The 13,096-nt window shown below is 64.6% G+C and carries 12 protein-coding genes; 6 read left to right on the top strand and 6 right to left on the bottom strand.

The window, feature by feature from the left end; genetic code table 11:
- Positions 1-34: 34 nt before the first annotated feature.
- Positions 35-1,315, top strand: a complete 1,281-nt coding sequence (gene alr / locus ABIB91_RS24165) for an alanine racemase (RefSeq protein ID WP_354163919.1) — start codon at positions 35-37, stop codon at positions 1,313-1,315.
- 12 nt (positions 1,316-1,327) lie between these two features.
- On the opposite strand, the gene ABIB91_RS24160 is transcribed toward alr, so the two are convergent.
- Positions 1,328-1,546, bottom strand: a complete 219-nt coding sequence (locus tag ABIB91_RS24160; RefSeq protein ID WP_354163530.1) for a hypothetical protein — start codon at positions 1,544-1,546, stop codon at positions 1,328-1,330.
- Between the two features lie 40 nt (positions 1,547-1,586).
- Between ABIB91_RS24160 and ABIB91_RS24155 the strand changes: the two genes are divergently transcribed.
- Positions 1,587-2,357, top strand: a complete 771-nt coding sequence (locus ABIB91_RS24155) for an exodeoxyribonuclease III (RefSeq protein ID WP_219683202.1) — start codon at positions 1,587-1,589, stop codon at positions 2,355-2,357.
- 1 nt (position 2,358) lies between these two features.
- On the opposite strand, the gene ABIB91_RS24150 is transcribed toward ABIB91_RS24155, so the two are convergent.
- The 3 genes from ABIB91_RS24150 to ABIB91_RS24140 all read right to left on the bottom strand — a co-directional run bounded on the left by ABIB91_RS24150 (position 2,359) and on the right by ABIB91_RS24140 (position 4,834).
- Positions 2,359-3,174 carry a DUF4886 domain-containing protein gene (locus ABIB91_RS24150; RefSeq protein ID WP_354163532.1) on the bottom strand — a complete coding sequence of 272 codons (816 nt, stop codon included), beginning with the start codon at positions 3,172-3,174 and terminating at the stop codon, positions 2,359-2,361.
- A gap of 97 nt (positions 3,175-3,271) precedes the next feature.
- Positions 3,272-3,640: a GFA family protein gene (locus ABIB91_RS24145; RefSeq protein WP_007609295.1), complete on the bottom strand. Its 369-nt coding sequence runs from the start codon at positions 3,638-3,640 to the stop codon at positions 3,272-3,274.
- A gap of 321 nt (positions 3,641-3,961) precedes the next feature.
- Positions 3,962-4,834, bottom strand: a complete 873-nt coding sequence (locus ABIB91_RS24140) for a L,D-transpeptidase (protein ID WP_354163534.1) — start codon at positions 4,832-4,834, stop codon at positions 3,962-3,964.
- A gap of 195 nt (positions 4,835-5,029) precedes the next feature.
- On the opposite strand from ABIB91_RS24140, the gene ABIB91_RS24135 reads away from it, so the two are divergent.
- The gene (locus ABIB91_RS24135; RefSeq protein ID WP_354163536.1) at positions 5,030-5,755 is read left to right on the top strand and encodes a sulfite exporter TauE/SafE family protein; all 726 of its coding nucleotides are present in this window, start codon (positions 5,030-5,032) and stop codon (positions 5,753-5,755) included.
- A 10-nt stretch (positions 5,756-5,765) separates the two neighbouring features.
- Here the strand turns inward: ABIB91_RS24135 and ABIB91_RS24130 are convergent, their stop codons facing one another.
- Together ABIB91_RS24130 and ABIB91_RS24125 are read right to left on the bottom strand one after the other, a co-directional pair.
- The gene (locus tag ABIB91_RS24130; RefSeq protein ID WP_354163538.1) at positions 5,766-7,835 is read right to left on the bottom strand and encodes a putative bifunctional diguanylate cyclase/phosphodiesterase; all 2,070 of its coding nucleotides are present in this window, start codon (positions 7,833-7,835) and stop codon (positions 5,766-5,768) included.
- Positions 7,835-8,992, bottom strand: coding sequence for an ABC transporter substrate-binding protein (locus ABIB91_RS24125; RefSeq protein WP_354163540.1), 1,158 nt, complete (start codon positions 8,990-8,992; stop codon positions 7,835-7,837). Before ABIB91_RS24125 ends, ABIB91_RS24130 begins: the two co-directional genes overlap by 1 nt.
- A 217-nt stretch (positions 8,993-9,209) precedes the next feature.
- Between ABIB91_RS24125 and radA the strand changes: the two genes are divergently transcribed.
- The 3 genes from radA (at position 9,210) to purF (ending at position 12,985) form a co-directional block, all read left to right on the top strand.
- The gene (radA, locus tag ABIB91_RS24120; RefSeq protein ID WP_007592053.1) at positions 9,210-10,655 is read left to right on the top strand and encodes a DNA repair protein RadA; all 1,446 of its coding nucleotides are present in this window, start codon (positions 9,210-9,212) and stop codon (positions 10,653-10,655) included.
- 166 nt (positions 10,656-10,821) lie between these two features.
- Positions 10,822-11,451 (top strand): CvpA family protein, encoded by a 630-nt coding sequence (locus ABIB91_RS24115; protein WP_007592055.1) that lies wholly within the window; start codon positions 10,822-10,824, stop codon positions 11,449-11,451.
- 28 nt (positions 11,452-11,479) lie between these two features.
- Positions 11,480-12,985, top strand: a complete 1,506-nt coding sequence (purF, locus tag ABIB91_RS24110) for an amidophosphoribosyltransferase (protein WP_219683207.1) — start codon at positions 11,480-11,482, stop codon at positions 12,983-12,985.
- Positions 12,986-13,096: the final 111 nt, after the last annotated feature.

Below are 13,096 nucleotides of genomic sequence, written 5' to 3'. Positions count from 1 at the left end.
TGACCGTCCTCTTGCGTAAAACGGCGCCATGACAATGGCGTCCGACCCGAAAATCATCCCGCAATCCGGCCTTCTCTCCGCGGAGGCCAATCAGGCTGCCGCGCTCGCGACCTTCGGTGGCGTGCTCACGGTCGATCTCGATGCCATCATCGCCAATTGGCGCAAGCTCGAGAAGACGGCGGTGCCGGCCGAATGCTCGGCGGTGATCAAGGCAGACGCCTATGGCTGCGGCGCCGAGCAGGTCGCGCGTGCCCTGAACAAGGCCGGCTGCAAGACCTTCTTCGTCGCCACCATCGAAGAAGCGCGCAAGGTGCGTGCGGCGGTGCCAGAGCCCACGATCTACGTGCTCGGCGGCTATTTCCAGAACACCGGCGAGCACTACGCCCAGATCAACTGCCGCCCCGTGATCGGCGATCTCAACGAACTCGCCGAATGGGACGTATTCTGTCGGCGCACCGGCTGGACCGGTGGCGCCGCCATCCACATCGACACCGGCATGAACCGGCTCGGCCTGACGCTTGCGGAAGCGCAGGCCATCATCCCCCGCATCAACGCCGGCGATCACGGCATCACGCTGGTGATGAGCCATCTGGTTGCGGCCGAGCAGCTCAACAGCCCGGTGAACGCCAAGCAACTCGCGGCCTTCCGCGGCATCGCCAGCGAATTCTCCGGCGTGCCGGCGGCGCTCGCCAATTCGTCCGGCGTCTTCCTCGGCGCGCCCTTCCAGTTCGACATGGTGCGGCCGGGCGCCGCGCTCTACGGCGTCAACCCGACGCCGGAGGCCGACAATCCGATGCAGCCGGTGATCGATCTCAAGGCCCGCATCGTGCAAATCCGCAATGTCGAGCGTGGCGAGAGCGTCGGCTATGGCGGCACCTGGACCGCACGGCGGCCGACGAAACTCGCAATCATCGCGGTCGGTTATGCCGACGGCTATTTCCGCGCGGCAAGCTCCAATGACGGCACCCGCGGCGCCGAGGTCATCGTCGCCGGCAAGCGTTGCCCTGTCGCGGGCCGCGTTTCGATGGACCTGATCGCGATCGACATCACCGATCTGCCGCCGAACGCGGCGCGGCGCGGCCACATGGTGACGCTGCTCGGCGAGGGCATCACCGTCGACGAGCTCGCGCATCATTTCGGAACGATCGGCTACGAGGTGCTGACCAGCCTCGGCCGCCGCTACGCCCGCATCTACAAAGGCGGGAATGTGGTGGAGCCGCTGGCCAAGCCGGCTCCCGCGCAGGCAGTCGAGCAGCAGGCGCCCGCTCCGCCACCGATCGAACAGCCCGCAAGCCCGCCGCCGCTGCGGGGCTGAGCGGCGCGCCGCTTACTTCTTCTTCCTGCTGTCCAGCGCCGTCTTGCAAGTTGCGCTGAGCTGATCGCGCTTGCCGTTGAGGCAGGCGACGATGCCGCCCCCCGGCGCAAGGCCGGCGCAGAATTTGTCATAGTCCGCCTTGCACGCGCCGCGCGGATCGGATGATTGTGCCGAGGCGCCCCCGGAGAACGCAACGGCGACGGCTATGACGGCAAAGCTCAACTTGGACATTGTTTCTCCGGAAGCGGAAGGCAGGAGCCGGTAGCTCTACATGAAGATCGCGACGTTCAACATCAACAACATCAATCGCCGCCTGCCCAATCTGTTGGCATGGATGCGAACGGCGAAGCCCGATGTCGTCGCACTTCAGGAGTTGAAGGCAAGTGATGGCGAATTTCCGGCAGCCGCGATCGAAAAGTCTGGTTACGGCGCTGTGTGGTGTGGACAGAAGACCTGGAACGGCGTCGCGATTCTGGCCCGCAATGCCGAGCCCGTTCTCACCCGCGATCGCTTGCCGGGAAAGCCTGCCGATCACGAAGCCCGCTACATCGAGGCCGCGGTACGCGGTGTCATCGTCACCAGCATCTACCTGCCGAACGGCAATCCGCAGCCGGGACCGAAATTCGACTACAAGCTAGACTGGTTCGCGCGGCTCAAGCGCCACGCCAAAACGTTGATCAAGCAGGAGCTGCCCGTGGTGCTCGCCGGCGACTACAACGTTGCGCCTGATGAGATCGACATCTATCCGACGCGCTCGTGGGACAAGGATGCCTTGATCCAGCCGAAGAGCCGTGCGGCTTTTGCCTCGCTGCTGGCACAAGGCTGGTGTGACGCGATCCGCGAACTGCACCCGGAGCAGCGCATCTACACCTTCTGGGATTACAAGCGAAACCGCTGGCCGCGCGATGCGGGCCTGCGGCTCGATCATCTCCTGCTCAGCCCTGCCCTCGCCTCACGCCTCGCAAAAGCCGGCGTGGACAAGAAGGTTCGCGGCGAGGAAGGCGCGAGCGACCACGCACCGGCGTGGGTCGTGCTGCGCTAGGTCAAAGCCCGTAATACTCCTGCACTGTGTCCCACGCTGCTTTTTGCAGCAGCTCCACCGTCGGCGCGTCCAGTCCCATCGTGTAGGAATTGCCGACCGGCGAGCGGCCCGTCAGCGCGGCGAACGTCACGCAGGTCGCCAGATACGTGCCTGCGGGGCTCGGGTGCCGCTTGTCCGGCGCATACAGATTTAGCTCGGGCTGCAGCTTGCGCACGCGCGCGAAAGCAAGACCCGCGGGGATCACCAGCGCATCATTGGCATTGCCTGCGATCGTGTAGGCCTCGGCCAACGCTTCCGTCATCTCAGGCTTGTCGGCGTAAGCCCAGGACATGAACAGGACCGGCCGCATGCCGTGGGCGCGGACGATCTCGCTGTCCTTCCTCGCGAAGGTCGCGAACGCGTCCTTCAATTGCGGATGGATCGGGCACTGGCTGCAATCCATCATCACGACGGCGTCGTACTGCCTGCCCGGCTTGTTGAAGACGACGTTATTCTGCTCGTCGAACGAATAGGCGCCGAGGCCGCCCGCCCGCAGCAGGTTCTCCATGTCGTGCCAATCGAGGCCGGAGCCGCCGATCGTTGCCATGGTGTTGCGATAGGCCGCCTTGTTTTCAGGATACGCAGCCCGCTCCATGAAGGAGAGATGCCCGGGCATGCCGTTGTTGTAGTAAAAGAAGCTGTTGCCGACGAACAGCGCGGTCTTGGGGAAATCCGGTCCTGATGTCGTGACCTTGGGCTTGGTCTGCGCCTGGGCATGGAAGCCGACTACAACGGCCAGACACATCGCGAGCATCACTCGCGCGAAAAGACGCATCATCGGCTTCCTCCCCTTTTCTGTCGGGCGGAAACAGATCAGCTTTTCAAGAGTGCCTCAAGAGCACTGACGAGCAGCAGACATGCGCGAGAGCGCATGCTCACCATAAATTCTTGCCGTCGATCATGGTCACCGGCACGGCCTCCAGATCGAATTCGTCGAACAGGCGCGCGTTGACGGCGACCCTCGGATTGTCGAAATCGGGCTTGCCGGTCGACCAGTCCGGCGACTCCGAATAGGTACCGCAGCCGCAGCTTGCGCAGAAATGGTGTTTGACCGTGCGGCTGCCCCAGAGATAGGTCGCGACGTTCTCCGCGGGCGACAGCAGCCGAAACTGCGCCGGCGTGTAATAGGCCCACAACGCGCCGCGCTTGGCGCAAAGCGAGCAGGTGCAACGGGTCACGCTCGAGGGCGCCTCCGTCACCTCGAACACCGTCTCACCGCAATGACAGCTTGCCTCGATCGGCATGACCCGCTCTCCGTTTTGTCAGGAGATGGTCGTAGCCGGACCCTGCTGCCAACATGCTGTCAGCAGCGCGCAGCCGGCCTTGCTCCACATGCTGCGAGCACCGACTTGCCGCGCCAACCCACTAAAAACGTGAAAAACAACCCCATGCACAGTAGCCGACCGCTGGCAAATCAATGGGTTACGTATACTGCGAAACGCAGATTTTCACCGGTCGAGACACTTCGCCCGACACGCAAACCGTGCGATGGGCCAGGAGCTGACCTCGTAGGCGCCTTGCATTGGCGCCTTGTCCTCAGTTGCAGGATGGCGACGGAGGACGCGTTACTGGGCCTCGGCGATCCTCGGTCCAGGCGACGGCATCTGCGCGCGAGTTGCCGATGGCCGGTTCGACGGCGATGCCGGGTCCGGCAATCGGAAAGCGGCGTCGGCCGGCGCTCCCTGGGGTGGTCGGCGGGCAACGGTTGTCGGAAGCACGATCACTTTCGCGCCGACTTTCACGCGATCATAGAGGTCAACGACGTCCTCATTGGTCAGTCGGATGCAGCCGGACGAGACCCGCTTCCCGATCGTATCGGGCTTGTTGGTGCCGTGAATTCGATATTCGGTGTCGCCCAGATACATCGCCCGAGCGCCGAGCGGGTTGCCGGGGCCACCTGCCATGAACCGCGGCAGATAAGGCTGACGCGAGACCATCTCCGCAGGCGGATGCCAATCGGGCCATTCTGCCTTGCGAGCCACGGTCTGCTCACCGGACCATGTGAAACCTTCGCGGCCAACACCGATGCCGTAGCGCAGTGCTTGTGCGTCGTTCAGAACGAAATAGAGGAAGGTGTTCTTGGTATCGATGATCACGGTGCCCGGCGTCTGGCGGCTGGCGTAGTCAACCACCTGCCGAACAAATGCTCCGGGAACGTCGGCAGCTTTGGGCGGTTCGACCAGAGGCGCCGGGGCCGGAGGTGGAGCCGAAGCCGGAGTGGGAGGTGACGATGATGCATGAACCGGCGTTGCGACGTAAACCGGAGTTGACGACGCTTGGGCTTCGCGCGCGGACGGCTTTCGTGTCGCTTGCACGTTCGTCGGTCGAGACAGCAAACCGTACCCCAACGCGGCAACGGCCACGGCGCCGATTGCAAGTCTCGCGGCCATCGGGATTGCGAACGTCTGCGCCTTTCCGCGTTTGACCCGCTTACCCATACCTCGTCCCCCAGGTCACTATGCCCACGAGAGGTATCCAGTAAGATTTAAGAAACTTCGAAGCGATTTCGCTCAGACTGGAACTGTCGGCGATGGTTAACGCCGGGCTCTCGTCGGCAAGATTGGGTTCCCTCGCCTCGCGGATCGCCCCCGCCGCTGGCCACGTCTAAACTCTCCCGATTCGTGGAGACCGTTTTGGCTTTCCTCTTCGTCCTCATCGTCGGCCTCGTCGCAGGCACCATTTCCGGCATCGTCGGCACGGGCTCGTCGATCATGCTGATGCCGGTGCTGGTCTATGCTTACGGGCCAAAGGAGGCGGTGCCGATCATTGCGGTGGCCGCCGTCATGGCCAACTTCTCACGGATCCTGGCCTGGTGGCGCGAGGTCGACTGGCAGGCCTGCGCGGCCTATTCGGTGACAGGCATTCCAGCCGCCGTACTCGGCGCGCGGACGCTGCTGGCCCTGCCCTCGCACGCCGTCGATCTCGCCATCGGCGTCTTCCTGATCGCGATGGTGCCGGTGCGACACTGGCTGGCGCGGCACGATCTCAAGGCCAATCTCTGGCATCTGGCGATCGGCGGGGTCGTCATCGGCTATCTCACCGGCATCGTCGTCTCCACCGGCCCGCTCAGCGTCCCGCTATTCCTGTTCTATGGCTTGTCCCGGGGCGCTTTCCTCGCCACCGAAGCGGCTTCTTCGCTCGGGCTCTATGCCGCGAAATCCGTGACCTTCGAACGGTTCGGCGCGCTGACTGGCGATGTGTTCGTCAAAGGCCTGATCGCTGGATCTTCGTTGATGGCGGGCGCCTTCATCGCCAAACGCTTCGTGCTGCGCCTGAAGCCGGAGATGTTCCGCGTGGTGATGGACGCGATCATGATCGCCGCCGGCCTCTCCATGCTGTGGAATGCGGCGCAGCCGTAGCCGCGCTGCCTCAGACGGCAAACTCGGGCGCGATCGACGGGCTGTCGTCGAGGACCCGGCTGTGGTGGACCGGCCGTCCCTCGAGCCATAGCAACACGGCCTCGAGTGGCTGCGGCCGATGATAGAGAAAGCCCTGCCCGAACCTCACGCCCATCTCGCGCATGGCCTGGGCCTGCTCGGCGCGCTCGATGCCTTCGGCCACCAAAGTGAGGCCCAGCGTGCCGGCGAGCGATGCGATCACGCCAACAATCGCCTTGTCTTCCGCGCTGTCAGGGATCTCGTTGATGAAGGCCTTGTCGATCTTGACCTTGTCCAGCGGAAACCGCCTGAGATGGGCGAGCGAGCTGTAGCCGGTGCCGAAATCGTCGAGCGCGATGGTGGCACCCAGGCGCCGCAGCCGGTGCAGCGTCTCGGATGCGCTGGTCATGTTGTTGATCAGCGATCCCTCGGTGATCTCGAGCTCCAGCAATGATGCCGCGACTTCAAAGCGCGCGCAGGTCGCGCGCAGCTCGGCGGCGAACGAATGGTCGGCGAGCTCGGACGGCGGCAGATTGATCGCGATCCGGATATGCGGCCTGCCGGCCGCAGCCAGATGTTGCAGGGCGCGGCAGGCGTCGGTGAGCACATAGCGCGTCAGCCGCGCATTGTTGCCGCTGCGCTCGATCAGCGGCAAGAATTCGCCCGGACCGATCACGCCGTGTTCCGGATGGCGCCAGCGGATCAGCGCTTCCAGGCCGACGATGTCATGGCTTTCGAGATCGACCTGGCTTTGATACCAGACCTCGAATTGCCTCTCGTCGAAGCCTGTGGGAATGGCAAGTTCGAGCTCCCGGCGGCGGCGATAGTCGCGCTGAAGCGCTTCGTCGAGCACCGCGACCGTGCCGGGCGCCTTGCTCTTGGCATGGTAGAGCGCGATGTCGGCGAGCGCCGGCAGGTGCGAAAGCTCGGGATCTCCGGCACGGCGCACGGCAAGACCGATGCTGGCACGCGGCACGACCTGCTTGTCGTGAAGCCGGATCGGCTCGGAAATCGCATCCAGCAAGTGGCGCGAAAACTTGTGCGCGGCCTCCTCGTTGCTGACCTCGGGTCGAATGACGACGAATTCATCGCCGCCGAGCCGCGCCACCCAATCTTGCGGTTCGACCGCACCACGAAGGCGCTCGGAAATGTGCACCAGGAACTTGTCGCCGGAATCATGGCCAAAGGTGTCGTTGATACCCTTGAAGTCGTCGAGATCGATGAAGCAGAGCGCGATCAGCGCGTCCGGCGAGCCGGCATCGTGACTCAGGGTCACGAGGTGCTCGGATAGCGAGCGGCGATTGGGCAGCCCCGTGAGCGGATCGTGCGCGGCCATGTGCCCGAGCCGGTCGAGCGCACCCGACGTCGTGTGCTGCATGGCGTTGAAGGCATGCGCGAGCTGACCGAACTCGTTTGAGGACTTGACTTCCGCCGGATAGGCGCGGCCATCCTGCTTGCTGCGCTGGATCGCGGACATCATTGCCGCCAGCGGCCTGCCGATGAAGAGGTTGGCGGAGATCCGCATGGCGATCAGGGTCGCAAACGTTGCCAACAGGCCAACGACCAACAGCAGCACCAGACGGCTGCCCGTGTCCGCATAGAGCGCCGCATGCGAATATACGATCGCGATGCGGCCGGCCTGCACCGCCATGTTGCCATTGCTGTAGTTGATCGGACGCGAGATCTCCGCGACCGCCTGCCCCGCCGGGCGCGCCACCACGCGGGCAATCGCGATTCCGGTATCGTCGTAAACGGCCGCCGCGGCGATGCTCTCGTCGTGCATGATCTCGTTGAGCACGCTCGTGACCTGGTCGTAGCGCATCTTCCAGAGCGGTTCGGCGATCAGCTCGGCGCGGCTCTCCGCGACGCGGGCGATGCGCGCGTCGAGCTGCCTGATCTGCGACCAGAAGCTCGAGGCCTCGACGCCGGCGGAGGCGAGCAATTGCACCAGCAACAGAACGGGGACGGTGGCCCAGATCATCGCGCGGACGACCGAGCGCAAGCGCGGCGGCACCGCCTGCTGCTTGCGATCCGGATCGGTCATGTCGTCGGCGTTTCGCATCAGTCGGCAGCACCTTCCACAGGAGTCAGCGACGAGATCAGCGCATCGACGGAGAAGTCGTACTGGCCGCAGCGCCCTGTCTTGGCCCTGAAACGCGCGAAATCGATCCGGTCGAAGGCACGCGTGGTGATGAGGTCACCAACCGCAGCGAGGTTGTCGCGCGTGATGGCGGACGTCTTGACCTCGACACGGGGTGATACGTCCGCAAAATCGCAGCCATCGGCGTAGTCGCGCAAGAGAACGATCGACCAGCCACCGAGCAGGAAGTGCCCACCGTCGGTCAGGAGCAGGCGGCCCGCCTTGATCTCGCGCAGCGCATCCTCCGACCAGTTGAGGCCGACCAATTGGATGTTCCACCCGGGCTTGAGGCCGGCAGCGATCACCGCGCGAAGCGCCCCGAGCGCCATCGGATCGTTTCCGGCCCATATGCCCGCAGGCCGGATCTCCTTGCGCGCGGCCCAGCTCAGATAGTTCGTGGTGACATGCTCGGCCTCCGACTGGGTCCAGTTGGCGAACAGCATCCGATCCACCACGACGTCGGGCGCTGTGTCCACCGCGAGCTTGAGACCCGCGTTGCGGGCGATCGAGGCCGGCGTGATCTCGTCGCCACCGATGCCGAGAATGTGGATCTTGCCGTCCGGGCTCTGCCATTTCTCGGCACGCGCCGCGTCGATCAGGGCATTGGCCATCCGCGCGCCCGCGGTCTGAAGATCCGTCGTGATGTCGCCGAGCCAGGTCTTGAGCTTTTGACGCGGCGGTCCAAGACGCGCCGCATCGTCGCCGATCAGCGTGTTCGAGAGCAGCAGCGTCCTGATCCCGGCGGCCTCGGCTGCCTCCATGATCGGGACGGCGGCGGATTCCTCGTTCGAGAGAATGAGAAAGTCGGGCTTGTCGCTGCGTGCCACCACGCCGAACCCGAGCTCCTGCATGGTGCGGTAATTGCGCTCGCTGGTCAGCACCTCGACATGCACGCCGAGCTTGCGGCCGGCGGCCTGCATGGTCAGCGAAACCATGTCCCAATAGACCTCGCCGGTCTTGCCCGGGTTGACGAAGACGACGTTGAGACGATTCGCATCGGCCGCAATAGCGCCGCCAGACGGCATCACAACGCCGCAGGCGATGCCGAAAGCCAGCAATATCCGCAAGAGTCCGGTCATTCGTTTCGCCATCCCGTATCGGTTCCGAAACTGGACCCGCGTCCGCTAATATTTGGCAAAGTCCGGCCGGACGCGGCGGCATAGAGCTAACAAAGGGTGTATCGGGCGGGTCGAGTTGCGATATGCGGTCCGCTCGGACTCACGCTCTCGACCCGTCATTCCGTGCTATCAGCAAACCTGAAACCCCCGACTCGCTGTCCCCTAACTCGCTGTCCCCATGGCCAAGAACACACTTTCCTTCGTCTGCCAGAACTGCGGCGCGGCCTATAACCGCTGGCAGGGCAAGTGCGAGTCCTGCGGCGAGTGGAATACGCTCGCGGAGGAGGACACGACCGGCAGCGTGCCGGTGTCGATCCGCTCCAAGCGCAAGGGGCGGACGTTCGCGCTGGAGAGCCTGTCCGGAAAAACCCAGGACGCTCCGCGCCTGTCCTCGGGCATGACGGAGCTCGATCGCGTGACCGGCGGCGGCTTCGTCCGCGGCTCGGTGCTGCTGGTCGGCGGCGATCCCGGCATCGGCAAGTCGACGCTGCTGACGCAGGCCACAAGCCTGCTCGCGCGCGCCGGGCACCGCGTCGTCTACATCTCCGGCGAAGAGGCGGTCGCGCAGGTTCGGCTGCGCGCCGAACGGCTCGGGCTGTCGGACGCGCCGGTGCAGCTCGCCGCCGAGACGTCGGTCGAGGACATCGTCTCGACGCTGTCCGAGGGCGCGGTGCCCCGGCTGATCGTGATCGATTCGATCCAGACGATGTGGACCGACACGGTGGAATCGGCACCCGGCACGGTGACGCAGGTGCGCGCCTCGGCGCAGGCCCTGATTCGATTTGCCAAGAGGACCGGCGCGGCCATCATCCTGGTCGGCCATGTCACCAAGGACGGACAGATCGCAGGCCCCCGCGTGGTCGAGCACATGGTCGATGCGGTGCTGTCGTTCGAGGGCGAAGGCTCGCAGCAATTCCGCATCCTGCGTGCCGTGAAGAACCGTTTCGGTCCGACCGACGAGATCGGCGTGTTCGAGATGACGGGGCTCGGCCTGCGCGAAGTCACCAACCCCTCCGAGCTGTTTTTGTCCGAGCGCGATCTCGGCACGCCCGGCACCGCAGTCTTCGCGGGCATCGAGGGCACAAGGCCCGTTCTGGTCGAATTGCAGGCGCTGGTGGCGCCAACCTCGCTCGGCACCCCGCGACGGGCCGTGGTCGGCTGGGATCCGAGCCGTTTGTCGATGGTGCTGGCGGTGCTGGAAGCCCATTGCGGGGTCAAGCTGTCGGGCCACGACGTCTATCTGAACGTCGCGGGCGGCCTGCGCATCCACGAGCCCGCGGCTGATCTGGCCGCTGCGGCGGCGCTGGTGTCTTCCCTGGTTAATGCGCAGTTACCCACCGATGCGGTCTATTTCGGCGAGATCTCGCTGTCCGGCGTGGTGCGCCCGGTGGCGCAGACCCCGGCCAGGCTGAAAGAAGCGGCAAAACTCGGCTTTCAGCGTGCCGTCCTGCCCGAATCGGCTCGGGGCGAAGCCGCCGGCGATGCCGGCCTGTCGCTGAACGCGATCAACAGCCTGACGACGCTGGTCGCCGAGATCGCCGCGCGCGGCTCCCGGCGAGGCGACTCGAGCGCACCGGCAGAGAAAAATGCCACACCGGCAAGATTCCGCCGCGGAGAGGGTTAGCCGGTGGTGACGTGCCCCGCCCTCGCCGCTATACAGCCGTCACAAAAGCAGCATGGGATTGCGTGGTTGCGGCCTTGCCGGGAACGTCGTCTGGCCCTCACTTAGGGCGGGCGGCCAAACACCGATTCGCTGAGCACCTTGAAGTACGAGCGGACCAGACCAGCCGATGCCAGTAACCATCCTCGACCTGATCCTGCTCGGTGTGATGCTGATTTCGGGCCTGCTCGCCATGGTTCGCGGCTTCATGCGCGAAATCCTGTCGATCGCGGCCTGGGGCACGGCGGCGATCGTCACCCTTTACTCATTCTCGAAGCTGCTGCCGACCGCAAAGACCTATTTCAACAACGATACCGTCGCGAGCGTGGTCGTGGTCGCTGGCGTGTTCGTGGGCACTTTGGTCGTGGTCTCCGTGATCACGGTCCGGATCTCCGACATGATCCTGGATTCGCGCATCGGCGCGCTGGACCGCACCCTCGGCTTCCTGTTCGGGCTGGCACGCGGGCTTTTGATCGTCGTGGTCGCCTTCCTGTTCTTCACCTGGCTGGTACCGGACAAGCAGCGCCCGGATTGGGTCACAGGGGCCAAATCCCGCGTGGTGCTCCAGGGAACCGGGGATTGGCTGATGGCCCTCTTGCCTGACGACCCCGAGAACACCATCTTGAAGAGATTCAAGAAAAACAAACCAGATGAAGAGCAAACTGATTCCGAGCAGCAGCCTTCGGGCAGTGGCGACGGATACAGCAAACCGGCTCGTGACAGCCTTAAAAAGCTGATCGAGAAACCCGCGGCGCGATGATTAAGCCCTAACGAGAGGCTCGGACGAGATGCGAAATCCTGACCAGGACGCCCTACTTGATCTCGGCCCGGCCGCGCTGGAACTTCAAGACGATCTGGAGGGGGATACGCTGCGCGAGGAATGCGGCGTCTTCGGCATCTACGGCCACCCCAATGCCGCCGCCATCACGGCGCTCGGCCTCCACGCCCTTCAGCACCGTGGTCAGGAAGCAGCCGGCATTGTCTCCTATGACGGTGGCCGCTTTCATTCCGAACGCCGCCTCGGCCTCGTCGGTGACACCTTCTCCCGCCGCGAGGTGATCGACCGCCTCCCCGGCACAATGGCAGTCGGCCATGTCCGCTATTCCACCACCGGCGCCACCATCCTGCGCAACGTGCAGCCGCTGTTCGCCGAGCTCAACGCCGGCGGCCTTGCGGTCGCCCACAACGGCAATCTCACCAACGGCCTGACGTTGCGTCGCGAGCTCGTGAAAAGCGGCGCGATGATGCAGTCGACCACCGACACCGAAGTGATCCTGCATTTGGTCGCGCGCTCCAGGCGCAGCCGCTTCATTGAACGCTATGTCGACGCGCTGCGCGAGATCGAGGGCGCCTATGCGCTGGTCTCGCTGACCAACAAAAAGCTGGTCGGCGCGCGCGACCCGCGCGGCATCCGTCCGCTGGTGCTTGGCGATCTCGACGGCTGCCCAATCCTGACGTCCGAGACCTGCGCCCTCGACATCATCGGCGCGCGCTTCGTGCGCGACATCGAACCCGGTGAAGTCATCGTGTTCGACGAGAGCGGCCAGGACATTCACAAGCCGTTCCCACCGATTGCGCCGCGGCCCTGCATCTTCGAGTACATCTACTTCTCACGTCCGGATTCCATCGTCCACGGCCGCTCCGTCTATGAGGTGCGCAAGGCTTTCGGCGCGCAGCTCGCCAAGGAGAGCCACGTGCCGGTCGACGTCGTGGTGCCGGTGCCGGATTCCGGCGTGCCCGCCGCGGTCGGCTACAGCCAGCATTCCGGCGTGCCGTTCGAGCTCGGCATCATCCGCAACCACTATGTCGGCCGCACCTTCATCCAGCCGACCCAGGCGATCCGCGAGTCCGGCGTGCGCATGAAGCATTCGGCCAACCGCGCCGCGATCGAAGGCAAGCGCATCATCCTGATCGACGATTCGCTGGTGCGCGGCACCACCTCGAAGAAGATCGTTCGCATGATGCGCGATGCCGGCGCCAAGGAAGTACATTTCCGCCTCGCCTCGCCGCCGATCCTCTATCCCGACTATTACGGCATCGACCTGCCGGACCGCGGGGGTCTTCTTGCGGCGACGCATTCGCTCGAAGAGATGCGCGAGATCATCGGCGCCGATTCGCTCGCCTTCCTCTCGATCGACGGCATGTACCGCGCCATGGGCGAGCCCGGCCGCGACCCCGCCAATCCGAAATTCTCGGACCATTGCTTCACCGGGGCCTATCCGACCCACCTCACCGACCAGACCCAGACCGAGCAGCAGCCGCGGCAATTGTCGCTGCTGGCGGAGGCGAGCTGACGGCCGTCGTCCTGGCGAAAGCCAGGACCCATTACCACAGGCCTCTCTGGTTCGAAGAAGGTGTGACAATCATCTTCCCTAGCCATAAACGTCACGGCGTATGGGTCCTGG

The sequence above is a fragment of the Bradyrhizobium sp. JR4.3 genome (assembly GCF_040547695.1).
Classification (GTDB): Bacteria; Pseudomonadota; Alphaproteobacteria; order Rhizobiales; family Xanthobacteraceae; genus Bradyrhizobium; species Bradyrhizobium canariense.
This window is presented reverse-complemented; position numbering and strand designations above follow the sequence as displayed.